Source organism: Streptomyces sp. NBC_01363 (genome assembly GCF_026340595.1).
In the GTDB taxonomy this organism is placed as follows: domain Bacteria; phylum Actinomycetota; class Actinomycetes; order Streptomycetales; family Streptomycetaceae; genus Streptomyces.
Map to the genome: position 1 here is coordinate 908,561 of NZ_JAPEPF010000001.1, position 23,370 is coordinate 931,930.

Here is a 23,370-nt window from a genome sequence, read left to right on the forward strand (position 1 = left end):
TTACAGCTTCATCAGGCTGGCGTCGTCGACCGAGGCCGAGTGGCGGGAACGGAACACCGACACGATGATCGCGAGCCCGACCACGACCTCCGCCGCGGCGACGACCATCGTGAAGAAGGCGATGATCTGGCCGTCGAGATTGCCGTGCATCCGGGAGAAGGTCACGAACGCGAGGTTGCAGGCGTTGAGCATCAGCTCCACGCACATGAACACCACGATCGCGTTCCGCCGGATCAGCACCCCGGCCGCACCGATGGTGAACAGCAGGGCTGCGAGATAGAGGTAGTTGACCGGATTCACTTGGCGACCTCCTCTTCTTCGTTGTCACGGCCGAGCCGTTCCTCGGAGCGCTGCTCCAGCGCCTTGAGCCGGTCCAGCGACTCGTTCGACACATCGCGGATCTGGCCGCGGTTGCGCAGCGTCTGCATGACGGTGAGCTCGGAGGGCGTGCCGTCCGGGAGCAGACCCGGGATGTCCACGGCGTTGTGCCGGGCGTAGACACCGGGGGCGGGCAGCGGCGGCAGCTGCTTTCCGCGTACGCGCTCCTCGGACATCTCCCGCTGGTTCTTGGCCCGTTCGGTACGCTCCCGGTGGGTGAGCACCATCGCGCCGACCGTCGCCGTGATCAGCAGGGCGCCGGTGATCTCGAAGGCGAAGACGTACTTGGTGAAGATGAGGCTGGCCAGCCCCTCGACGTTTCCGCCGTGCTCGGTGTTGGCGGTGCCGAGTCCGTTGAAGCTGTTCAGCGAGGCGTTGCCGATGCCCGCGATGAGCAGGACGCCGAAGCCGAGCCCGCAGCCGGCGGCCAGCCAGCGCTGACCCTTCAGGGTCTCCTTCAGCGAGTCGGCCGCGGTGACACCGACGAGCATGACCACGAAGAGGAACAGCATCATGATCGCGCCGGTGTAGACGACGACCTGGACGATGCCCAGGAAGTAGGCGCCGTTGGCGAGGTAGAACACCGCAAGGACGATCATGGTCCCGGCGAGGCTCAGCGCGCTGTGCACGGCCTTCTTCATCAGTACGGTGGACAGCGCGCCGATCACGGCGACGATGCCGAGCACCCAGAACTGGACGGCCTCACCGGTCGAGGTCTGGGAGGCCGCAGCGGCCAGGGCGGTCATGCGCCCACCCCCTGCGCCGAGCCGTTGTTCTCGCTGTGCGCGTCGGCCGGCTTCTCGCCCTTGGAGACGGCGGCCTGGGGCTCCGTACCGGGCGCCGCCTCGGTGACGAGGCCCCGGTAGTAGTCCTGTTCGTCCATCCCGGGGAAGATCGCGTGCGGGGTGTCGACCATGCCTTCCTCCAGACCCGCGAGCAGCTCGTCCTTGGTGTAGATGAGGCTTTCGCGGGTGGTGTTGGCGAGCTCGAACTCATTGGTCATCGTCAGCGCCCGGGTCGGGCAGGCCTCGATGCACAGTCCGCAGAGAATGCAGCGCGCGTAATTGATCTGGTAGACGCGGCCGTAGCGCTCACCCGGGGAGTAGCGCTCCTCGTCGGTGTTGTCCGCGCCCTCGACGTAGATCGCGTCCGCCGGGCAGGCCCAGGCGCACAGCTCGCAGCCGATGCACTTCTCCAGACCGTCCGGGTGACGGTTGAGCTGATGCCGGCCGTGGAAGCGCGGCGCCGTCACCTTCGGCGTTTCCGGATACTGCTCGGTCAGCCGCTTCTTGAACATGGCCTTGAAGGTCACGCCGAAGCCGGCGACGGGGTTCTGGAACTTCTCCCCGGAGGCCCCCGAGGACCCCGAGGGCTCTGATGACTCAGACACCGTCCGCCTCCTTTCCGTCACTCGGATGTTCGTCACTCTGAGTATCCGACCCACCACTGACAACGAGCTCCCGCTCGCCCCGCGGCCTGCGGCGCGGCACCGGCGGCAGGGTCTGTCCGGGCAGCGGCGGCACCGGGAACCCGCCCGCCATCGGGTCGAACGCCGGCTCCGGTCCGGCCTCCGCCTCGGCGGCCCGGCCCTTCTTGTCGCGGAAGATGTCGGCGACGAAGGAGATCAGCAGGATCGCGATCACGGCCCCGGCCACGTACAGCACGATCTTCGTGAAGTCGTAGCCCTCGTTGCGCAGCGCCCGCACCGTCGCGACCAGCATCAGCCAGACCACGGAGACCGGGATCAGGACCTTCCAGCCGAGCTTCATCAGCTGGTCGTAACGGACCCGGGGCAGCGTGCCGCGCAGCCAGATGAAGAAGAACAGCAGCAGCTGGACCTTGATGACGAACCAGAGCATCGGCCACCAGCCGTGGTTCGCGCCCTCCCAGAAGGTGCTGATCGGCCACGGGGCCCGCCAGCCGCCCAGGAACAGGGTCGTGGAGACCGCGGAGACGGTGACCATGTTGACGTACTCGGCGAGCATGAACATCGCGAACTTGATCGACGAGTACTCGGTGTTGAAGCCGCCGACCAGGTCGCCCTCGGACTCCGGCATGTCGAACGGGGCACGGTTGGTCTCGCCGACCATCGTGACGATGTAGATGATGAAGGAGACCGGCAGCAGGATGATGAACCAGCGGTCGTGCTGCGCCTCCACGATCTTCGAGGTCGACATCGACCCGGAGTAGAGGAAGACCGAGGCGAACGCGGCGCCCATCGCGATCTCGTAGCTGATCATCTGCGCGCAGGAGCGCAGACCGCCGAGGAGCGGGTACGTCGATCCGGACGACCAGCCGGCCAGCACGATGCCGTAGATCCCGACCGAGGCGACCGCGAGGATGTAGAGCATCGCGATCGGCAGGTCGGTGAGCTGCATCGAGGTGCGGTGCCCGAAGATCGAGACCTCGTTGCCGGACGGTCCGAACGGGATCACCGCGATCGCCATGAACGCCGGGATGGCGGCGACGATCGGGGCGAGCACGTACACGACCTTGTCGGCCCGCCTGACGACGACGTCCTCCTTCAGCATCAGCTTGATGCCGTCGGCGAGCGACTGGAGCATGCCCCAGGGTCCGTGCCGGTTGGGGCCGATGCGCAGCTGCATCCAGGCGACGACCTTGCGCTCCCACACGATGGAGAAGAGCACGGTCACCATCAGGAACGCGAAGCAGAACACCGCCTTGATGACGACGAGCCACCACGGGTCGGTGCCGAACATCGACAGGTCCTCGGCGGCGAGCACGGCACTGTGGGGTGCCGCGGCCAGTTGAGCGAAGGCACTCACGCCCCCACCTCCGGTGTGACGTCGGGAGTACCCGGTGCGGCGGGGCCGATCCGGACCAGACCGCCGGGCCGGGCGCCGGTGTCGGCCGGGACGCCCCGCCCGACGGAGTTCAGCGGCACCCAGACCACCCGGTCCGGCATGTCGGTGACCTTCAACGGGAATGCGACGCTGCCCGCCGGACCGGTGACGGCCAGCAGATCGCCGTCCTTCACACCCGTCTCGGCCGCGGTGGTCGCGGACAGCCGGGCGACCGCGGCGTGCCGGGTGCCGGCCAGCGCCTCGTCGCCCTCCTGGAGCCGGCCCAGGTCGAGCAGCATCCGGTGGCCCGCGAGGACCGCCTCGCCGTCGCCGGGCCTGGGCAGCGGCTGCGCCGGCTCGTCCGGTTCGGTGGCGTGCGCCCCGGTCCAGCCGCCGAGCCGGTCCAGCTCACGGCGTACGGACTTCAGGTCCGGCAGCGCGAAGCGACCGGCTCCGTCGGCGCCGGTGACGCGGCCCATCGCGTCGGCCAGCATGTGCAGCACCCGGGCATCGCCCGGCGCGGGCGTGCGCGTCATCTGCTCGGGCTTCAGCGCCGCCTCGAACATCCGCGCCCTGCCCTCCCAGTTGAGGAAGGTGCCGGACTTCTCGGCCACCGCGGCGACCGGGAAGACCACATCGGCGCGCTCGGTGACCTCGCTCGGCCGCAGCTCCAGCGAGACCAGGAAGCCGACCTGGTCCAGTGCCTCCAGGGCCCGTGCCGGGTCCGGCAGGTCCACGGTCTCGACCCCGGCGACGAGCAGCGCGCCCAGTTCGCCGGTGGCCGCGGCCTCGACGATCTGGCCGGTGTCGCGGCCGAAGCGGGACGGAAGTTCGGCGACGCCCCAGGCGGCCGCCACCTCGTCCCTGGCCCGCGGGTCGGTCGCCGGACGGCCACCGGGCAGCAGCGACGGCAGCGCGCCCGCCTCCACCGCGCCGCGCTCGCCGGCCCGGCGCGGGATCCACACCAGCGCGGCCCCGGTCGCGGTGGCCGTCCGTACCGCGGCGGTGAGCCCGCCCGGCACCGCGGCCAGCCGCTCACCGACCACGATCACGGCGCCCTCGCCGCGCAGCGCCTCGGCCGCCGCGGCTCCGTCGCCGTCGAGCCCGACACCGCCCGCGATGGCGTCCAGCCACTCGGTCTCGGTGCCGGGGGCGGCGGGAAGCAGCGTGCCGCCCGCCTTCTCCAGGCCGCGGGTGGCGTGCGAGGCGACCGCGAAGGTGCGCTGTCCGTGCTTGCGGTTCGCCTTGCGCAGCCGCAGGAAGACGCCGGGCGCCTCCTCCTCCGACTCGAACCCGACCAGCAGCACCGTCGGGGCCTTCTCCAGCGAGGTGTACGTGACACCCGCGCCGTCCAGGTCCCGGCCACGCCCGGCCACGCGGGCGGCCAGGAAGTCGGCCTCCTCGCTGCTGTGGACCCGGGCCCGGAAGTCGATGTCGTTGGTGTCCAGCGCGACCCGGGCGAACTTGCTGTACGCGTAGGCGTCCTCGACGGTCAGCCGGCCGCCGGTGAGCACGCCCGTCCGGCCGCGCGCGGCGGAGAGGCCGGCGGCCGCGGCGGCCAGCGCCTCGGGCCAGCTCGCCGGTTCCAGGACGCCGTCCGCGTTGCGCACCAGCGGAGTGGTGAGCCGGTCCCGCTGCTGTGCGTAGCGGAAGCCGAAGCGGCCCTTGTCGCAGACCCACTCCTCGTTGACCTCGGGGTCGTTGGCGGCGAGCCGCCGCATGACCTTGCCGCGCCGGTGGTCGGTGCGGGTCGCGCAGCCGCCCGCGCAGTGCTCGCACACCGACGGCGAGGACACCAGGTCGAAGGGCCGGGAGCGGAACCGGTACGCCGCCGAGGTCAGTGCCCCGACCGGGCAGATCTGGATGGTGTTCCCGGAGAAGTACGACTCGAAGGGGTCGCCCTCGCCCGTACCGACCTGCTGGAGCGCACCGCGCTCCAGGAGCTCGATCATCGGGTCGCCCGCCACCTGGTTGGAGAACCGGGTGCAGCGCGCGCAGAGCACGCACCGCTCACGGTCCAGCAGCACCTGGGTGGAGATCGGGACGGGCTTCTCGAAGGTCCGCTTCTTGCCGTCGAAGCGGGAGTCGGAGCCGCCGTGCGACATCGCCTGGTTCTGCAGCGGGCACTCGCCGCCCTTGTCGCAGACCGGGCAGTCCAGCGGGTGGTTGATGAGCAGCAGCTCCATCACACCCTTCTGGGCCTTCTCGGCGACCGGCGAGGTGAGCTGCGACCTCACCACCATGCCGTCGGTGCAGGTGATGGTGCAGGACGCCATCGGCTTGCGCTGGCCCTCGACCTCGACGATGCACTGGCGGCAGGCGCCGACCGGGTCGAGGAGCGGGTGGTCGCAGAAGCGCGGGATCTCGATGCCGAGGAGTTCGGCGGCCCGGATGACCAGGGTGCCCTTGGGCACGCTGATCTCGATGCCGTCGATGGTCAGCGTGACCAGGTCCTCGGGCGGGATGGCCGCCTCGCCGCCCCCGGAGGGCGCACTCGTGGTGACTGTCATGCGTTCACCCCCTGGTGAGCGTTCTTGTCGTCGGCCCAGACGGTCGACCTGGCGGGATCGAAGGGGCAGCCCTTGCCCGTGATGTGCTGCTCGTACTCCTCGCGGAAGTACTTCAGCGAGGAGAAGATCGGCGAGGCGGCTCCGTCGCCGAGGGCGCAGAAGGACTTGCCGTTGATGTTGTCGGCGATGTCGTTCAGCTTGTCGAGGTCGGCCATCTGTCCCTTGCCGGCCTCGATGTCGCGGAGCAACTGGACCAGCCAGTAGGTGCCTTCGCGGCAGGGCGTGCACTTGCCGCAGGACTCGTGGGCGTAGAACTCGGTCCAGCGGGTGACCGCCCGCACGACACAGGTCGTCTCGTCGAAGCACTGGAGCGCCTTGGTGCCGAGCATGGAACCGGCGGCGCCGACGCCCTCGTAGTCGAGCGGTACGTCGAGGTGTTCGTCGGTGAACATCGGGGTCGACGAGCCGCCCGGGGTCCAGAACTTCAGCCGGTGGCCGGGGCGCATGCCGCCGCTCATGTCGAGCAGCTGGCGCAGCGTGATGCCGAGCGGCGCCTCGTACTGTCCGGGGCCCGCGACATGCCCGCTGAGCGAGTACAGCGTGAAGCCGGGGGACTTCTCGCTGCCCATCGACTTGAACCAGTCCTTGCCCCGGTTCAGGATCGCGGGAACCGAGGCGATGGACTCGACGTTGTTCACCACAGTGGGGCAGGCGTACAGACCGGCGACCGCGGGGAAGGGGGGTCGCAGCCGGGGCTGGCCACGCCGTCCTTCGAGAGAGTCGAGCAGTGCGGTTTCCTCACCACAGATGTACGCGCCGGCACCGGCGTGCACCGTGAGTTCCAGATCGAGCCCTGAGCCCAGGATGTTCGTCCCCAGATAATCCGCCTCGTACGCCTCTCGTACGGCCTCGTGCAGACGTCGCAGCACGGGGACGACCTCACCGCGCAAGTAGATGAACGCGTGCGACGAACGGATCGCGTAACAGGCGATCACGATGCCCTCGATGAGGCTGTGCGGGTTGGCGAACAGGAGCGGGATGTCCTTGCAGGTGCCCGGTTCCGATTCGTCGGCGTTGACAACTAGATAGTGCGGTTTGCCGTCGCCCTGCGGGATGAACTGCCACTTCATCCCGGTGGGGAAGCCCGCACCGCCGCGGCCGCGCAGGCCGGAGTCCTTGACGTAGGCGATGAGGTCGTCCGGTGACATGGCGAGGGCCTTGCGCAGTCCCTCGTATCCCTCATGGCGCCGGTAGGTCTCCAGGGTCCAGGATTCCGGCTGGTCCCAGAAGGCGGAGAGGACGGGGGTGAGCAGTTTCTCGGGGCTGCCCCCGTTTCCGTTGCCGCTTCCATTGTCGTTGATCTCGGTCGCCAACGTCATCACTCCCCCTCCTCGGCGGTCGGGCCGGCCGGGTGGTCCGGGTCGGAGGCCGAGGTCTGCTGCGGTGCGTCGTGCGAGCTGAGGTGCTCGGACGGCGACGGGTCGTGGGGCTGGCCGCCGCGCGGCGCGCTGCCGCGCGGCGCGACGACGCGCGGGTGCGGGTCCTCGCCCTTGGCGAGCCGGAGGCCGATCAGCGAGGCGGGGCCCGCGCCGCCGGAGGCTTCGACGGCACCGGGGCGCTCGTCGGGGAAGCCGGCCAGGATCCGGGCGGTCTCCTTGTACGAGCAGAGCGGGGCGCCGCGGGTGGGTTCGACGGTGCGCCCGGCGATCAGGTCGTCGACCAGGTGGGTCGCGCTCTCGGGCGTCTGGTTGTCGAAGAACTCCCAGTTGACCATCACCACGGGTGCGAAGTCGCAGGCCGCGTTGCACTCGATGTGTTCGAGGGTGATCTTCCCGTCCTCGGTTGTCATATCGGGCCCGTCGTTGCCGACGCCGAGGTGCTCCTTGAGCCGGTCGAAGATGGCGTCGCCGCCCATCACCGCGCACAGGGTGTTGGTGCAGACACCGACCTGGTAGTCACCGCCGGCCCTGCGCCGGTACATCGTGTAGAAGGTGGCGACCGCGGTGACCTCGGCGGTGGTGAGGCCGAGCAGCTCGGCGCAGAACGCCATGCCCGTACGGGAGACGTAGCCCTCCTCGGACTGCACCAGGTGCAGCAGGGGCAGCAGGGCGGAGCGGCTGTCGGGGTAGCGGGCGATCACCTCCTTCGCGTCCGCTTCGAGCCTGGCGCGCACCTCGGCCGGGTAGGCGGGGGCGGGGAGCTGCGGCATCCCCAGACTGACTTCCTGACGTGCTTCGGTCACCGGTCGACGCCTCCCATCACGGGGTCGATGGACGCGACGGCGACGATGACGTCGGCGACCTGGCCGCCCTCGCACATCGCCGCCATGGCCTGGAGGTTGGTGAAGGACGGGTCGCGGAAGTGGACCCGGTAGGGGCGGGTGCCGCCGTCCGAGACGACATGCACGCCGAGTTCGCCCTTGGGGGACTCGACCGCGGTGTACGTCTGTCCGGCCGGGACCCGGAAGCCCTCGGTCACCAGCTTGAAGTGGTGGATCAGGGCCTCCATGGAGGTGCCCATGATCTTCTTGATGTGGTCGAGCGAGTTGCCGAGCCCGTCCGGGCCGAGCGCGAGCTGGGCCGGCCAGGCGATCTTCTTGTCGGCGACCATCACGGGGCCGGGGGCGAGCCGGTCGATGCACTGCTCGACGATCCGCAGCGACTGGCGCATCTCCTCCAGGCGGACGAGGAAGCGACCGTAGGCGTCGCAGCTGTCGGCGGTGGGGATGTCGAACTCGTAGTTCTCGTACCCGCAGTAGGGGTCGGTCTTGCGCAGGTCGTGCGGGAGCCCGGCGGAGCGCAGCATCGGTCCGGTGACGCCGAGGGCCACGCAGCCGGTCAGGTCGAGATAGCCGACGTCCTGCATACGGGCCTTGAAGATGGGGTTGCCGGTGGCGAGCTTGTCGTACTCCGGCAGGTTCTTCTTCATGGTCTTCACGAACTCGCGCAGCTGGTCGATCGCGCCGGGCGGCAGGTCCTGGGCGAGTCCGCCGGGGCGGATGAACGCGTGGTTCATGCGCAGGCCGGTGATCAGCTCGAAGAGATCGAGAACGAGTTCACGATCGCGGAATCCGTAGATCATGATCGTGGTGGCGCCGAGCTCCATGCCGCCGGTGGCGATGCACACCAGGTGCGAGGAGATCCGGTTGAGCTCCATCAGGAGCACGCGCAGGATGGTGGCCCGGTCGGGGATCTGGTCCTCGATGCCGAGGAGCTTCTCGACGCCCAGGCAGTACGCCGCCTCGTTGAAGAAGGGCGTCAGATAGTCCATGCGCGTGACGAAGGTGGTGCCCTGCGTCCAGTTCCGGAATTCGAGGTTCTTCTCGATGCCGGTGTGGAGGTAGCCGATGCCGCAGCGGGCCTCGGTGACGGTCTCGCCGTCGATCTCCAGGATCAGCCGCAGCACGCCGTGCGTGGACGGGTGCTGGGGGCCCATGTTGACGATGATGCGCTCGTCGTCGGACTTGACCGCGGACTCGACGACCTCGTCCCAGTCGCCGCCGGTGACTGTATATACAGTCCCCTCGGTCGTCGCCCGGGGCGTTGCGTGGGGAGTAGACATCAGGAGTACGACCTCCGCTGGTCCGGAGCCGGGATCTGGGCGCCCTTGTACTCGACGGCGATGCCGCCGAGCGGATAGTCCTTGCGCTGCGGGAAGCCCTGCCAGTCGTCCGGCATCATGATCCGGGTGAGGGCGGGGTGCCCGTCGAAGATGAGCCCGAAGAAGTCGTAGGTCTCGCGCTCGTGCCAGTCGTTGGTCGGATAGACCGCGACGAGGGACGGGACGTGCGGATCGCTGTCCGGGGCCGACACCTCCAGGCGGATCAGCCGACCGTGCGTGAGCGAGCGCAGGTGGTAGACGGCGTGCAGCTCACGGCCCTTGTCGCCGAGGAAGTGGACGCCGCTCACCCCCGTACAGAGCTCGAAGCGCAGCGCCGGGTCGTCGCGCAGGGTCTGCGCGACCCGGACGAGGTGCTCGCGGGCGATGTGGAAGGTGAGTTCGCCGCGGTCGACGACGGTCTTCTCGATGGCGTTGGCGGGAAGCAGGTCCTGTTCCTCCAGGGCCCCTTCGAGCTCGTCGGCGACTTCGTCGAACCAGCCGCCGTACGGACGGGACGTGGCGCCCGGCAGGGTCACGGTGCGGACGAGGCCGCCGTAGCCGGAGGTGTCACCGCCGTTGTCGGCGCCGAACATGCCCTTGCGTACGCCGATGACCTCGCCGGTCTCGTCGCGCGGCGCGGGCACGCCGTTGTTGTTGCTCTGTTCGTCGTGGTTGTCGTTCCCGCTCATCGCAGCAGCCCCTTCATCTCGATCAGGGGCAGTGCCTTGAGTGCCGCGTCCTCCGCCTCGCGGGCGGCCTCCTCCGCGTTGACCCCGAGCTTGGAGCTCTGGATCTTCTGGTGGAGCTTGAGGATCGCGTCCATCAGCATCTCGGGCCGCGGCGGACAACCCGGCAAATAGATGTCAACCGGAACAATATGATCAACACCCTGAACAATGGCGTAATTGTTGAACATTCCGCCCGATGATGCGCAAACTCCCATGGAGATCACCCACTTGGGGTTGGGCATCTGGTCGTAGACCTGCCGCAGGACGGGAGCCATCTTCTGGCTGACCCGTCCTGCCACGATCATCAGATCCGCCTGCCGCGGCGATCCGCGGAAGACCTCCATCCCGAAACGGGCCAGGTCGTAGCGCCCGGCCCCGGTCGTCATCATCTCGATGGCGCAACAGGCGAGGCCGAAGGTGGCAGGGAAGACGGAGGACTTCCGTACCCAGCCGGCGGCCTGCTCGACAGTGGTCAGCACGAAGCCGCTGGGCAGCTTCTCTTCGAGTCCCATGGTGTGCCCCTCAGCCCCTCAGTCCCATTCCAGGCCGCCGCGACGCCACACATACGCGTAGGCGACGAAGACGGTGAGCACGAAGAGCAGCATCTCCACGAGCCCGAAGATCCCCAGGGCGTCGAAGGTGACCGCCCAGGGATAGAGGAAGACGATCTCGATGTCGAAGACGATGAAGAGCATCGCCGTCAGGTAGTACTTGATGGGGAAGCGGCCGCCTCCGGCTGGAGTGGGGGTGGGTTCGATACCGCACTCGTACGCTTCGAGCTTTGCCCGGTTGTACCGCTTGGGGCCGATAAGCGTGGCCATGACCACGGAGAAGATCGCAAACCCTGCCCCGAGGGCGCCGAGCACGAGGATGGGCGCGTAGGCATTCACGCTCCTCGCTCCTTCCAGTCGTCCTTGACCGTTGGACCGCATCGGGCGACCGGCTCACCGCCTCACCAAGATCGTGCACATGTGAGGCAGTTCACAAGCCCGACTGCCCCGCATCCTATGCCCGCCATCCTGTGATCTGCGACACGGGGTACGACAACGCCTTTGTGATCTCCACCACCTGACGAAGGATCATGAAGTCGGATGAGCGGTGATCTTCACACGCGAAGCGGCCGAGTGATCACGAGACGTGACATCTGATGCCGTTACCGCTGGTCAAACGGCTGCCGCTCTATCAAGAGATGGCCATACCAAGCAAATTGGCGATGGACACCCCGGGGTGATAGAGAACCCGCCACCCTCCGGACTCGATCACTCGCCCCCCGACCCGCCCCCGGTTCGTCCGACCCCACCCGGATCGATCGAACACACCCCGGGGAGGGGGCCACGGGGAGCGAAGTGGACACACGGGGGCATTTACGATCATCGGCATGAACGGGATATCTCCCCCCACCCGGCGGCACCTTGGACGCATGGCGCATAACCGCCCCTCGCGCACCGGTCGCACTGTGACCTGCGTCACTCCATCGAGGCTTCGATAAAAGCGGGCTTGGCCATCGGTGTGAACGGATGGTAAGCGGCGGGCAATTCGGGCGTATTGCCGAAAGTCCGTGATCACAGCGGTGATCAGGCATGACCGTTTTGCCCGCTACGGCGTCAATAAGAGCGCCCAGAAAGCGGATTCACAGATTCCGGACGTAACTGTGTCGCAACACACGTTTCTTGATGGGAGCCCCGAGGCCCTGATAGCGCTAGTACCCATGTCCCACACCGCTCACATACCCAGCCACCGGAAGCCCCGCCGAAACGCCTCGAAGACGGCGCTGCGGGCCGGAGTTGCCGGTGGCGTCCTCAGCACCATCGCGGTCGCAGGCGCTGCCGGTCCGGCCCAGGCCGAGCCGGTGACCCAGACCATCGAGATGCCCACCATCACCTCCGGGCTCTCCACCGCCGTCGCCGCGTCCGCCCAGGCCACGCAGCAGGTCGCCCAGGACCTGCAGACGCAGGCCCAGGAGGACGCCGCAGCCGCCACCGCGGCCAAGGCCGCCAAGAAGGCCAAGGCCGAGGCGGTCCGCAAGGCAGAGGCCAAGAAGAAGGCGGAGGCGGCCGCCAAGGCCAAGGCGGAGGCCGCCGAGCGCGCTTCCCGCTCCACCGCCCGTACGACGCTCAGCGCGACCTCCGGCTCCACCGCCGGCACGGCCGCGTCCACGTCCTCCGCTTCCTCCTCTTCCTCCTCGTCGAGCGCGACCGGCTCCGCCGCGGCGATCGTCGCCTTCGCGCAGGCCCAGGTCGGCGACGCGTACGTGCCCGGCGGCACCGGCCCCAACTCGTGGGACTGCTCCGGCCTCGTCCAGGCCGCGTTCCGTTCGATCAACGTCGACCTGCCGCGCGTCTCGCAGTCCCAGTCCACCGTCGGCACCCAGGTCTCGCTGAGCAACCTCCAGCCGGGCGACATCCTGTACTGGGGCAGCGCGGGCAGCGCGTACCACGTCGGGATCTACGTGGGCAACGGCCAGTTCGTCGGTGCGCAGAACTCCAGCACCGGTGTGGTGCAGCGCCCGCTGTCCTACGACCCGCCGTCGGGCGCGGTCCGCGTTCTCTGATTCGACGGAACCCCTGGGTTCACGGATTCACAAGCGCCTTCGCGGCGCGCGGCGAAGGGCCGTCACTCCCCCGCTCGGGAGCGACGGCCCTTCGCCTTTGCGGTCCACCAGCAGAAACGCGACATCAACCCTGCCCGGCGACGTTGACGTCGCGAACCTGCCGGACACCGTCCATCGACGCTTGTGAACTGGGGCGAACAGCCCTCACGTCACCGAGCACAGGACGGCCCCCGCCATGACCACCCCCGCGGCCACCACCCCCACCGAACGCACCGCCCTCCCTCCCCGCACCCTCTTACGCGGTCGGCTCGCCGTCATCTCCGTCATGCTGGGCATCTTCTCGATCGTCACCACCGAGATCCTGCCCATCGGCCTGCTCACCTCGATCGGGTCCGACTTCGCCGTCTCCGACGGCACCGCGGGCCTGATGATGACCATGCCCGGACTCCTCGCGGCGGTCTCCGCCCCCTTGGTCACCGTGGCGACGGCACGTGTCGACCGGCGCCTGATGCTCTGCGCCTTCATGCTCCTGCTGGCCCTGGCCGACTTCCTCACCGCCGCCGCGACCGACTACCGCCTCGTCCTGGTCGCCCGGGTGATGGTCGGGGTCACCATCGGCGGCTTCTGGTCCGTCGCGGCCGGACTGGCCGGCCGGCTGGTCCGCCCGGCGTCGGCCGGCCGGGCGACAGCGGTGATCTTCTCGGCCGTCCCGCTGGGCTCCGTGCTCGGCGTTCCCGCCGGTACGTTCATCGGCGGCCTGGCCGGCTGGCGGACCGCGTTCGTCGTCATGGGGGTGCTGAGCATGGGCGTACTGGCCCTGATGCTCCTGGTGGTCCCGCCCCTGCCGCCGACGCAGGTCACCCGCGCGAGCCTGCTGCGCACCGTGCTCAACCGGCCCGGCACCCGGTTCGCCCTGCTCCTCACCTTCCTCATCGTGCTGTCGCACTTCGCGACGTACACCTATGTCACCCCCTTCCTGGAGCAGGTCACGCACGCCGGTCCGACGGTGATCACGGTGTTCCTGCTGGTCTACGGCGCCGCCGGGATCGTCGGCAACTTCGTCGGCGGCGCACTCGTGACGCGCCGCCCGCGCGCCGCGGTCGCCCTCGCCGCGGGACTGATCGCCGCCGCGACCGCGCTGCTCCCGGTCCTGGGCAGGTGGGAGGCCGGAGCCGTCGCGCTGCTGGTCGTCTGGGGTGTCGCCTACGGTGCGGTGCCGGTCTGCTCGCAGACCTGGTTCGCCAAGGCCGCGCCCGACGCGCCCGAAGCGGCGTCCGTCCTCTTCACCGCGTCCTTCCAGGCGACCTTCGCCCTCGGCGCCCTGGCGGGCGGAGCCGTCCTCGACAGCCTGTCCGTGTCGGCGGTCATGCTGCTGGGCGGCGCGGTCGCGGCTCTCGTGGTGGTCGTCGTGGCCGCGACGGGGACAGGCTCGGGGCGCCTCGGCGTCCGGGGGCGGCGGGAGTGAATCCCACCGGGGGCGCGGTGGGGAGAACCCCACCATGGCACGCAGTGCTGGCACCCCAATGAATTCGGGGGACTGCTTCACTGCCTCTATCGCCTGCTGACTGCACGATGATTGCATGCAGCAAACCCCCGCTCATTCGCCCGGTCGCGGTCGCGATTCATTCATAGACGTCATCAGAGCGCTGTGCGTGCTGGCCGTGATTTCCCAGCACTGGCTCATGCCCGTACTGTCCTATGAGAATGGGCATTTGAGCACCGGGAATGCTCTCGCAAGTCCTGGCTGGTGGATTGTCACCTGGCTGACGCAGGTCATGCCCATGGTGTTCTTCGCCGGCGGGGCCGCCAATTTCTTCTCGTTCCGATCGGCGAAATCGGTGCGCACCTGGCTCCGGAGCAGAATTGCGCGTCTCCTGGTGCCGGTCATACCCCTGGCAGCCGTGTGGCTGCTGCTTCCCCACGCGTTGATCGGCGCGGGGGTGCCTGAGCAACCGGTGCTGATGGCGGGCAAAATAGCCGGCCAGCTGCTGTGGTTCCTCGCCGTCTACGTGCTCGTGGTCGCGCTCACGCCGGTGATGTTCAGGTCGTACCGCCGGTACGGATGGCGTGTGATCGGCGTACTCGCCGTCTGCGCCCTGGCCGTCGATGTACTGCGCTTCGAGGTCAGCCCCGCGATCGGTTTCGTGAACGCCCTGTTCGTCTGGCTGGCGGCCCATCAGTTCGGCTTCCACTACGCCGACGGCGGCCTCCGCCTGCGGAGCGGGTGGGCATCGGCGGGTGTGGCCGCCATCGGCTTCGGACTCACCGCGGCCGCTGTGTTCTTCGGGCCCTACCCCGCATCCATGATCGGAATGCCCGGGGCCCCGGTCTCCAACATGAGCCCGCCGACCGCCCTGATGCTGTCACTGACGATCGGCCAGCTCGGGCTCTGGCTGACTCTCAAGCCGGTCATCACGCGATTCGCCGAACGCCCACTGGCCACCACCGTCCTGCAATGGTGCGGAACCCGCTTCATGACCCTGTATCTCTGGCACATGCCCGCACTCGTGATGACAGCGGGAATTGCAACGGTCGGACTCGGATTCGCGACACCGACGCCCGGCAGCCCGATGTGGTTCGCGGTGGCACCGCTGTGGGTCGGCGTTTCGGGGATATTCCTGGTGACCTTCACCAGAATTTTCGGCCGGTTCGAATTCCGTCGCCGTTCCGGTGCGGCATCGGACATGAGCCTCGGCAAGGTCGTTCTCGCGGCCGTGCTTTCCGCCGGCGGCCTCCTCGGACTCGCCGCGCAGGGGTTCATTTCCCCCGGAAACCCGCTCACCCCGGTGCTCTGGGTACTGCTGGTACTGACGGGGCTGCTCGTCGTACGGGAGAAGAACACCCCGAAGGCCGTTGTCGCGCAGGGCTCTCGCACCGTGCCCGTCCAGTTGGCCGTGCGACAGGAAGGTACCGGGGTGCTCTCCCGGCAGGGCACCTGACAGGAGCCTCGCACCCTTCGTGCGGGCAGGGACGCCTCAGCCTCCGGAGGCGGAGAGGGTGAACCACACCGTCTTCGAGTGCGGCGACCGCGCCCCGTACGCGGTGGTCCCCCACCGGGCGGCGAGCCCCTCCACGAGGAGGAGCCCCCGGCCGCCCTCGTCCGCGCCGGTCTCCGCCCCCGGGGTACGCGCGGGCAGGCGGCCGGGTTCGTCGTCCGTCACGTACACCGTCACCTGCCGCCGGTTGACGGTGACCTCCACCCGGACCTGCGGCGAGTCCGTATGGCAGTACGCGTTGGAGACGACCTCGCTCGCACAGAGCCGGGCGTCGTCGACGAGGCGTGGGTGCCCGGTGGCCCACAACACCGTCGCCACGAAGTCCCGCACGATCTTGGGGGCGGTGGGGGCGTTCGGCGCGACGAGCCGGTACCGCTCACCGCGTTGCGGAAGGTAGGGGGCGGGTGGCGGAGGAGCGGTTACGGAGGTCATGGCGCGGTCTCCCTGCGTGAGGCGGTCTCCGGGGACGTCGTGCGACGACTGCATTGCCCTGAGGCCCTTCGGCACTCAACTTGCCTATGGGCAGCGGCATTTCGCGGCGATGGCGCGCTTTGAGCGCCCGTCCACTGGGACCATAGGGCGCAAGAGAAAGCAGTAGCAAGGTTGCCACTGCTACTTCACGCGATCGGGTGGACCGGGGCAACCGCGCCACGCAAGACTGCGCGGCGACGAAGGATGGTGACCATGCCACCGAGGGACAACCCGACCGCACGCCAAGCACGCCTGGGCTGCGAACTGAGGAAGCTGCGCGAGCAGGCCGGCCGGACCGCCCGTGAGGCCGCCGGGCTCATCTCGACCGACCAGGCGAAGATCAGTCACATGGAAGCGGGCCGCATCGGCATCAGCGAGGCGCGGATCCGTCGCCTGGCCAGCTTCTACGCGTGTGACGACGCCGTGTTGATCGAGGCGCTGTGCGCCATATCGCAGGAACACCGGGGCCAGTTCTGGTGGGACGAGTACCGCGGTGTGCTGGCCCCGGGCTTCCTGAACATCGCGGAGCTGGAACACCACGCCGTCTACATGCGCTGCCTCCAGTCCGTGACGCTGCCGGGACTGATCCAGACGCCGCAGTACGCGCGAGCCCTGTTCGAGGGAGTGCTGCCCAAGCTGCCCGAGGACGAGGTGGAGGCGAGGGTCGAACACCGCATGCGCAGACAGGCCGTCCTCGACCGCGAGAAGCCGCCGAAGTTCGACGTCATCATCCACGAGGCCGGTCTCCGCATGCGGGTGGGCGGCCGCGAGGTCGCGCACGGTCAGCTGGTGCGCCTCCTGGAGGCGGCCGACAGGCCGAATGTGACCGTGCGCGTGATCCCGTTCGCCAGCGAGGAGTTCGTCGAGGTGACCCAGACCGTGCTGTACGCGGGCGGTGTCGCGCCACAGCTGGACACCGTCCACATCGACGCCCCGTTCGGAGGCGTTCAGCTGGACGCCGTGGCCGATCTGAACCGGTACCGCATGCAACTCGACTTCGCCCAGCGGGTCAGCCTCGCTCCCGAGGAGTCGCGGAGCTTCATTCACCACCTCGCACGAGACCTGTGATAATCCGCAGCATGAGCGCAGACATCGAGTGGCAGAAGTCGTCGTTCTCCGGCGGCGGCGGAGAACAGTGTGTCGAGGTCTCGCGGCAGGCCGAGGAGATCCTGGTGCGCGAGAGCGACGACCCGCGCGTGGTGACCAGGACGAGCCGCAGCAAGTTCGCTGCCTTCATTCAGGGTGTCAAGGCGGGCGAGTTCGACCACTTCGCCCAGTAGCGTCTGCTCTCCTGCTTTTTGACGCAACAATGCCCCGGGACATAGTTGCGCCACACATTCCCGTGACGCTACCGTCACCCTGCGTCGCCACGTGGCAGGAGCCAGCCGCACCCGCACACCGCGCGGCGCCACACCCCCCTGCCCCCGCGCCATTTGGCGCGCACCGCTGCGATCGGACGGTCGACGACGCGTACGTCCCTCACCCCCTTACAACCAGCCGTCGAGCCCGGCTACCGGTTCGAGGCCCTCCGCTACGGCCCCGCCACCGGCTTCGTCCCCGAGCCGATCGACCTGCGCATCCTGGCCACGCCCCGAGAGGCCGTCCGCGCCATCCGCGTCCAGCTCCGGGCGAACCATCTCTTCGGCCTCACGCCGCGCGAACTGATCCGCGCCCACCACTGGTCGGAGCAGGGCGGCTGGGTGCAGGCCCTGGGGGCGCTCCACCGCGGCGAGCCCTGCGGGTTCACGCTCATGCTGCGCGGTGGCCGGCACATCGAATGGCACGTCCGCCCGCTGACGTACGTATCGCTCGACACCCGCACCCACCACCGTCCCGCCCCACGCCCCGCCGCACAGAAATCCGTATGAGTTAGGCTCGCCGGGGCGCAGCGAGGGCATCGATCGGGCTCAGGTATCGGCCCGCTGGGCCGGAATGTGAGGCCGCCCATGCGGGATTACTTGCTCATGCTGTTCATCACGGCGGCCGTGACCCATCTCCTGACCGGCCCCGTACGGAAGTTCGCGATCTCGGTCGGCGCGATGCCCGAGATCCGGGCGCGGGACGTCCATCGCGAACCCACTCCGCGCCTCGGTGGCGTGGCCATGTTCGGCGGGCTGGTGGCCGGACTGCTGGTCGCCTCTCACCTGCCGCACCTGGAAGGCATCTTCACCCAGAGCTCGACGCCGCGGGCACTGCTGTCCGGCGCCACGCTCATCTGGATCCTGGGTGTCCTGGACGACAAATGGGGCGTCGACTCACTGGTCAAACTCGGCGGCCAGGTGCTCGCGGCCGGGGTAATGGCGTTCCAGGGACTGACGATTCTCTGGCTCCCGGTGCCGGGCACCGACGGGATCTACCTCTCCGACTGGCAGGGCACGCTGCTGACCGTGGGGCTGATCGTCGTCTCCATCAACGCGGTCAACTTCGTCGACGGGCTCGACGGGCTGGCCGCCGGCACGGTGGGCATCGCGGCGACGGCGTTCTTCCTGTACGCGTACCGGCTCTGGTACGGCTACGGGATCGAGGCCGCCGCGTCCACCACGCTGATCTCCGCGATCCTGGCGGGCATGTGCCTCGGCTTCCTGGTCCACAACTCGCATCCGGCCCGGATCTTCATGGGTGACTCGGGCTCGATGCTGCTCGGCCTGCTCATCGCCGGGTGCGCGGTCTCGGTGACGGGCGAGGTCGACCCGAGCCTTCTCAGCCAGTCGGTGGACGGCAGGTCCGGGTCGGCCGCGATGGTGCCGGTCTACATTCCGCTGATGCTGCCGCTGTCCGTCATCGCGCTGCCCGTCGCGGACCTCGTGCTCGCCGTCATAAGGCGTACGTGGAACGGAATGTCCCCCTTCGCCGCCGACAAGGGCCACCTCCACCACCGCCTGCTCCAGCTCGGCCACTCGCACCGCCGGGCCGTGCTGCTCATGTACTTCTGGTCGGCGCTGTTCTCGTTCGGGATCGTGGCCTACTCGGCGCGGGGCGCCAAGTCCTGGATGCTCTTCGGGGTCGCGTTCGTCTGCGCGGTGGGCCTGATCCTGCTGCTCCAGCCCCGTTACGAGTCCGGCCTCACCCGCCGCCTGCTGCCGCGCAGACCCCGGGGCCGCGTGGTCGCCACCGGCGGAAAGCGCGCCGGGGCCGACGAGGAACGCCGGGTGCCGGCCCGGTGACCGTGGTGCTCCGCTCGCGCCGGGCGCCGCGACCCAAGTAGCCGCTCCCTGCGCCTGGTTCATCCCTTGGTCGCGCACCCGCAGACTTTCGGGGGACGCCCGGTCCCGCACCCGCTCGGCAGACTGGCGGCGACACGCGAACCGCCGACCGACCGGGGAGTCAGAGTGCATCGCGACGAGCGCAGTGGAGGAATCAGCCGGGCGAGGTTCCTGGCCGGGGCGGGGGCGATCGGGGCCGCGGCGGCGGCCGGATCGTTCCTGACCGGCCCGTCGGCCTCGGCCGCCGCGACCGACCGCCGAGGCGGGCACAGGAGCGGCAAGGGCCTGACCCATCGAGGGGTCTGCTACACGATCGGCGCGGGCGAGACCCCCGGCACCGCGTGGAGCGCCACTCGCATGCGCGAGGACCTCCGGGCCATCAGGAACGACCTGCACGCCACCTCGATCGAGGTGACGGGCGACGGCGTCGACCGTCTCAACGCCACCGCGTCCGAGGCCGCCGAGCTGGGTCTGCACATCTGGCTCCAGCCGACCCTGGGTGACCGCCCCGCGTCGGAGATCCTCGACCACCTCGCGGAGACCGGCCGGCACCTGGAGCGGCTGCGCCGCCAGGGCGCGCGGGCCGACCTGAGCGTGGGCTGCGAGTTCTGGCTGTTCGTGCCGGGCATCGTGCCCGGCGACGACGCACAGGAACGGATCCACAACCTGATGGCCGGCACCTACGACCCGGAGCGGATGATGCGCCGCCTGTCCGCGTTCACGGCACGGGCCGCCGCGGTCGGACGGTCGGTCTTCGGCGGCAAGCTGTCGTACGCGGCCGCGCAGGACGACGAGGTCGACTGGAGCCTCTTCGACATCGTGGGCATCGACTACTACTCGTACTTCCCCGACCGCACGGACTACATCCGCGAACTGCGCCGATACCTGCGCTGGGGCAAGCCGCTGGCGATCACGGAGTTCGGCACCTGCACGTACGCGGGGGCACCCGAGCAGGGCGGCATGGGCTGGGACACCGTCGACTACACCAAGCAACCGCCCGAGATCAAAGGCGACCTGGTACGCAGCGAACGCACCCAAGCCGCCTATCTCACCGAACTCCTGGGCGTCTTCGAGGAGATGGGCCTGTACGCCGCAATGGCCTTCGAGTTCCTGACCCCCGACGCCCCGCACTCCCCCGTCCCCCGCTACGACCTGGACATGGCGAGCTACGCCGTGGTGAAGCCGATCAAGGACCGGTTCGACGCCCCGGAGTCCGACTGGCACTGGGAACCGAAGCAGGCCTTCCACGCACTGGCGCGTTGCTACGGACGAGCGGGCGCCGCTGACGGGCGCCGTCCGGAGCGCCACCCCCAACGGCTCAGGCCTTCGGGGCCACCTTGGACAGCCCGTTGATGATGCGGTCCATCGCGTCGCCGCCCGTGGGGTCGGTGAGGTTGGCGAGCATCTTCAGGGTGAACTTCATCAGCAGGGGGTGCGTCAGGCCGCGCTGGGTGGCGATCTTCATGACCTTCGGGTTGCCGATCAACTTCACGAAGGCGCGGCCCATCGTGTAGTAGCCGCCGTAGGTCTCCTTGAGCACCTTCGGGTAGTTGTTCAGCGCCAGTTCGCGCTGGGCCGGGGTCGCGCGGGCGTGGGCCTGGACGATGACGTCCGCGGCGATCTGGCCCGACTCCATGGCGTACGCGATGCCTTCGCCGTTGAACGGGTTGACCATGCCGCCCGCGTCACCGACAAGCAGCAGGCCCTTGGTGTAGTGCGGCTGGCGGTTGAAGGCCATCGGGAGGGCGGCGCCGCGGATCGGCATCGTCATGTTCTCCGGGGTGTAGCCCCAGTCCTCCGGCATCGACGCGCACCACGCCTTCAGGACCTCGCGCCAGTCCAGCTCCTTGAACGCGGAGGAGGAGTTGAGGATGCCGAGGCCGACGTTGGACGTGCCGTCGCCCATGCCGAAGATCCAGCCGTAGCCGGGCAGCAGCCGGTCCTGGGGGCCGCGCCGGTCCCACAGTTCCAGCCAGGACTCCAGGTAGTCGTCGTCGTGGCGGGGCGAGGTGAAGTACGTACGCACGGCCACGCCCATCGGGCGGTCCTCGCGGCGGTGCAGGCCCATGGCGAGCGACAGCCGGGTGGAGTTGCCGTCGGCGGCGACGACGAGCGGGGCGTGGAAGGTGACCGGGGTCTTCTCCTCGCCGAGCTTCGCGTTGACGCCGGTGATGCGGCCGGTGCGGTCGTCGACGATCGGGGCGCCGACGTTGCAGCGCTCGTGCAGCCGCGCGCCCGCCTTCTGCGCCTGGCGGGCCAGTTGCTCGTCGAAGTCGTCGCGCTTGCGGACCAGCCCGTAGTCCGGGTACGAGGCGAGATCGGGCCAGTCCAGCTGGAGGCGGACGCCGCCACCGATGATGCGCAGGCCCTTGTTGCGCAGCCAGCCGGCCTCTTCGGAGATGTCGATGCCCATGGAGACGAGCTGCTTGGTGGCACGCGGGGTGAGGCCGTCGCCGCAGACCTTCTCGCGGGGGAAGGCCGTCTTCTCCAGGAGCAGGACGTCCAGTCCGGCCTTGGCGAGGTAGTACGCGGTGGTGGAGCCGGCCGGGCCTGCCCCGACGACGATCACATCCGCGCTGTGCTCGGAGAGGGGCTGCTCGGTCACGGTCGGATCTCCCGAAGGCTCGAAATCGCGTGCCGCGCGGCACCTGTCCCGTGCAGTCTATGGGGGTTCGCTGATCAACTTTCCGAAGGGCTCCCAGATGTCGACCGTGCTTCCCGGCGCTCCCTCCGTACAGCTGCGCGTCCCCACCGACGAGGACGCGCTGTCCTGGCACCGTGCCTTCGACGATCCCGAGGTGATGGAGTTCTTCGGCGGTGCGTCGGAGGAGCTCTCGATGTACGAGGAGTGGACCGCCCGGCAACGCAGATTCGACGCCGAACTCGGCTACTGCCTGTGGACGGTGCTGGGCGAGGACGGCGAGGTGGCCGGCTTCACGGGCGCCCAGCCCTGGCCGCGGACCGAGTACGGGCCGGTGGGCGAGATCGAGATCGGCTGGCGGCTGTCCCGGCCGGCCTGGGGCCGGGGTTACGCCACCGCCGCCGCGCGCCTCACGCTGGAGCGGCTGCGCGCGGCCGGGGTGGAACGGGTGGTGGCGACGATCGACGCGGGGAACGAGCGGTCGATCGCCGTGGCCCGGCGGCTGGGGATGGAGCGGGCCGAGAGCTTCACGACGCCGCGGCCGGGCCAGGAGGTGGTCTGCTTCCGGATGACCCTGACGCCGTGAGCGCGGGCGTCAGCCGGTGTCGTCGAGGGACCGGGTGGACAGGGCCGCCCGGTCCGTCGGCGGAAGTCGCCGAACCGTTGCCTCAGGGGCGTACGCCCCGGTGCAGCGCCACCACACCGCCGGTGAGGTTGCGCCAGGCGACCTTCGACCAGCCGGCCCGCTGGAGCGCGGCCGCGAGTCCCGCCTGGTCGGGCCAGGCGCGGATGGATTCGGCGAGATAGACGTACGCGTCGGGGTTGGACGACACCGCGCGCGCGACCGGCGGCAGCGCCCGCATCAGGTACTCGGTGTAGACCGTGCGGAACGGCGCCCAGGTCGGCTGCGAGAACTCGCAGATCACCACCCGGCCGCCCGGCTTGGTCACCCGGTACAGCTCGCGCAGCGCCGAGTCCGTGTCCTGGACGTTGCGCAGCCCGAAGGAGATGGTCACCGCGTCGAAGGTCTCGTCGCGGAACGGCAGCCTGGTGGCGTCGCCCGCGGTGAAGGGCAGCCAGGAGTTGCGCTTCTTGCCCTCCTGGAGCATGCCTAGGGAGAAGTCGCACGGCACGACGTACGCGCCGGTCGCGGCGAACGGCAGCGAGGACGTCGCCGTGCCCGCGGCCAGGTCGAGGATCTTCTCCGCGGGCCGGGCGTGCACCGCCTTCGCGACCTCCTTGCGCCACAGCCGGGCCTGGCCGAGTGACAGCACGTCGTTGGTGAGGTCGTAGTTCGCCGCCACGTCGTCGAACATCGTGGCGACTTCGTGCGGCTGCTTGTCCAGGGAGGCTCGGGTCACCCGTCCATTCAAGCAGCCCGGTCCGCGGCACTCCGCGCCGGTCGCAAGTCGTTATCCGGGTGGACTGAACCAATCGCTTCCACCGACAGTCAGTACAGAGGGGGCACAAGAGCCGCCGGGATCCAGG

23 protein-coding genes are annotated in these 23,370 nt (G+C 69.2%); 9 read left to right on the forward strand and 14 right to left on the reverse strand.

Annotated elements, in window-relative coordinates; genetic code table 11:
• From nuoK to OG611_RS04265, 11 genes are read right to left on the reverse strand one after another with little or no spacing between them, the layout of a single operon-like run.
• Positions 1 to 300 carry an NADH-quinone oxidoreductase subunit NuoK gene (gene nuoK, locus OG611_RS04215; RefSeq protein ID WP_093543641.1) on the reverse strand — a complete coding sequence of 100 codons (300 nt, stop codon included), beginning with the start codon at positions 298 to 300 and terminating at the stop codon, positions 1 to 3.
• A complete protein-coding gene (locus tag OG611_RS04220) occupies positions 297 to 1,124 on the reverse strand; it encodes an NADH-quinone oxidoreductase subunit J (protein ID WP_266415641.1) in 828 nt (275 codons plus the stop codon). The genes nuoK and OG611_RS04220 overlap by 4 nt, the downstream gene beginning before the upstream one ends.
• Complete coding sequence (gene nuoI, locus OG611_RS04225) at positions 1,121 to 1,768, reverse strand: NADH-quinone oxidoreductase subunit NuoI (protein ID WP_266415643.1); 648 nt, start codon at positions 1,766 to 1,768, stop codon at positions 1,121 to 1,123. Before nuoI ends, OG611_RS04220 begins: the two co-directional genes overlap by 4 nt.
• Positions 1,761 to 3,164, reverse strand: coding sequence for an NADH-quinone oxidoreductase subunit NuoH (gene nuoH / locus OG611_RS04230; protein WP_266415645.1), 1,404 nt, complete (start codon positions 3,162 to 3,164; stop codon positions 1,761 to 1,763). Before nuoH ends, nuoI begins: the two co-directional genes overlap by 8 nt.
• Positions 3,161 to 5,692 carry an NADH-quinone oxidoreductase subunit G gene (locus OG611_RS04235; protein WP_266415648.1) on the reverse strand — a complete coding sequence of 844 codons (2,532 nt, stop codon included), beginning with the start codon at positions 5,690 to 5,692 and terminating at the stop codon, positions 3,161 to 3,163. Before OG611_RS04235 ends, nuoH begins: the two co-directional genes overlap by 4 nt.
• Complete coding sequence (gene nuoF, locus OG611_RS04240; protein WP_266415650.1) at positions 5,689 to 7,071, reverse strand: NADH-quinone oxidoreductase subunit NuoF; 1,383 nt, start codon at positions 7,069 to 7,071, stop codon at positions 5,689 to 5,691. The genes OG611_RS04235 and nuoF overlap by 4 nt, the downstream gene beginning before the upstream one ends.
• Positions 7,071 to 7,901, reverse strand: a complete 831-nt coding sequence (gene nuoE, locus OG611_RS04245) for an NADH-quinone oxidoreductase subunit NuoE (RefSeq protein WP_266425506.1) — start codon at positions 7,899 to 7,901, stop codon at positions 7,071 to 7,073. Before nuoE ends, nuoF begins: the two co-directional genes overlap by 1 nt.
• A gap of 29 nt (positions 7,902 to 7,930) precedes the next feature.
• A complete protein-coding gene (locus OG611_RS04250) occupies positions 7,931 to 9,253 on the reverse strand; it encodes an NADH-quinone oxidoreductase subunit D (RefSeq protein ID WP_266415652.1) in 1,323 nt (440 codons plus the stop codon).
• Positions 9,253 to 9,981, reverse strand: coding sequence for an NADH-quinone oxidoreductase subunit C (locus OG611_RS04255; protein WP_266415654.1), 729 nt, complete (start codon positions 9,979 to 9,981; stop codon positions 9,253 to 9,255). The genes OG611_RS04250 and OG611_RS04255 overlap by 1 nt, the downstream gene beginning before the upstream one ends.
• A complete protein-coding gene (locus tag OG611_RS04260; RefSeq protein WP_030975705.1) occupies positions 9,978 to 10,532 on the reverse strand; it encodes an NADH-quinone oxidoreductase subunit B family protein in 555 nt (184 codons plus the stop codon). Before OG611_RS04260 ends, OG611_RS04255 begins: the two co-directional genes overlap by 4 nt.
• Positions 10,533 to 10,550: 18 nt before the next feature.
• The gene (locus OG611_RS04265; RefSeq protein WP_003992243.1) at positions 10,551 to 10,910 is read right to left on the reverse strand and encodes an NADH-quinone oxidoreductase subunit A; all 360 of its coding nucleotides are present in this window, start codon (positions 10,908 to 10,910) and stop codon (positions 10,551 to 10,553) included.
• Positions 10,911 to 11,728: 818 nt separating this feature from the next.
• Between OG611_RS04265 and OG611_RS04270 the strand changes: the two genes are divergently transcribed.
• From OG611_RS04270 to OG611_RS04280, 3 genes are all read left to right on the forward strand, one after another.
• The gene (locus tag OG611_RS04270; protein ID WP_266415658.1) at positions 11,729 to 12,571 is read left to right on the forward strand and encodes a C40 family peptidase; all 843 of its coding nucleotides are present in this window, start codon (positions 11,729 to 11,731) and stop codon (positions 12,569 to 12,571) included.
• Positions 12,572 to 12,806: 235 nt separating this feature from the next.
• Positions 12,807 to 14,036, forward strand: coding sequence for an MFS transporter (locus OG611_RS04275; protein ID WP_266415660.1), 1,230 nt, complete (start codon positions 12,807 to 12,809; stop codon positions 14,034 to 14,036).
• Positions 14,037 to 14,151: 115 nt separating this feature from the next.
• Positions 14,152 to 15,510: an acyltransferase gene (locus tag OG611_RS04280; protein ID WP_266415662.1), complete on the forward strand. Its 1,359-nt coding sequence runs from the start codon at positions 14,152 to 14,154 to the stop codon at positions 15,508 to 15,510.
• A 36-nt stretch (positions 15,511 to 15,546) separates the two neighbouring features.
• Here OG611_RS04280 and OG611_RS04285 read toward each other — a convergent pair whose 3' ends face one another.
• The gene (locus tag OG611_RS04285) at positions 15,547 to 15,999 is read right to left on the reverse strand and encodes an ATP-binding protein (protein ID WP_266415664.1); all 453 of its coding nucleotides are present in this window, start codon (positions 15,997 to 15,999) and stop codon (positions 15,547 to 15,549) included.
• 252 nt (positions 16,000 to 16,251) lie between these two features.
• On the opposite strand from OG611_RS04285, the gene OG611_RS04290 reads away from it, so the two are divergent.
• From OG611_RS04290 to OG611_RS04310, 5 genes are all read left to right on the forward strand, one after another.
• Positions 16,252 to 17,106 (forward strand): helix-turn-helix transcriptional regulator, encoded by an 855-nt coding sequence (locus OG611_RS04290; protein ID WP_266415666.1) that lies wholly within the window; start codon positions 16,252 to 16,254, stop codon positions 17,104 to 17,106.
• Positions 17,107 to 17,117: 11 nt separating this feature from the next.
• Positions 17,118 to 17,318 carry a DUF397 domain-containing protein gene (locus OG611_RS04295; RefSeq protein WP_266415668.1) on the forward strand — a complete coding sequence of 67 codons (201 nt, stop codon included), beginning with the start codon at positions 17,118 to 17,120 and terminating at the stop codon, positions 17,316 to 17,318.
• Positions 17,319 to 17,471: 153 nt separating this feature from the next.
• The gene (locus OG611_RS04300) at positions 17,472 to 17,906 is read left to right on the forward strand and encodes a hypothetical protein (protein WP_266415670.1); all 435 of its coding nucleotides are present in this window, start codon (positions 17,472 to 17,474) and stop codon (positions 17,904 to 17,906) included.
• A gap of 78 nt (positions 17,907 to 17,984) precedes the next feature.
• Positions 17,985 to 19,202: an MraY family glycosyltransferase gene (locus OG611_RS04305; protein WP_266415672.1), complete on the forward strand. Its 1,218-nt coding sequence runs from the start codon at positions 17,985 to 17,987 to the stop codon at positions 19,200 to 19,202.
• Positions 19,203 to 19,367: 165 nt separating this feature from the next.
• Positions 19,368 to 20,594 carry an abortive phage infection protein gene (locus OG611_RS04310; RefSeq protein WP_266415674.1) on the forward strand — a complete coding sequence of 409 codons (1,227 nt, stop codon included), beginning with the start codon at positions 19,368 to 19,370 and terminating at the stop codon, positions 20,592 to 20,594.
• Here the strand turns inward: OG611_RS04310 and OG611_RS04315 are convergent.
• On the reverse strand, positions 20,560 to 21,846 hold the full coding sequence (locus tag OG611_RS04315; RefSeq protein WP_266415676.1) for a geranylgeranyl reductase family protein: 1,287 nt from the start codon (positions 21,844 to 21,846) through the stop codon (positions 20,560 to 20,562). The two genes, OG611_RS04310 and OG611_RS04315, sit on opposite strands and share 35 nt — an antisense overlap.
• A gap of 97 nt (positions 21,847 to 21,943) precedes the next feature.
• Here OG611_RS04315 and OG611_RS04320 point away from each other — a divergent pair, with 97 nt between their 5' ends.
• Positions 21,944 to 22,468 carry a GNAT family N-acetyltransferase gene (locus tag OG611_RS04320; protein ID WP_266415678.1) on the forward strand — a complete coding sequence of 175 codons (525 nt, stop codon included), beginning with the start codon at positions 21,944 to 21,946 and terminating at the stop codon, positions 22,466 to 22,468.
• 82 nt (positions 22,469 to 22,550) lie between these two features.
• Here OG611_RS04320 and OG611_RS04325 read toward each other — a convergent pair whose 3' ends face one another.
• Entirely contained in the window at positions 22,551 to 23,243 is a 693-nt protein-coding gene (locus OG611_RS04325; RefSeq protein ID WP_266415680.1) for a demethylmenaquinone methyltransferase, read from the reverse strand.
• Positions 23,244 to 23,370 lie beyond the last annotated feature (127 nt).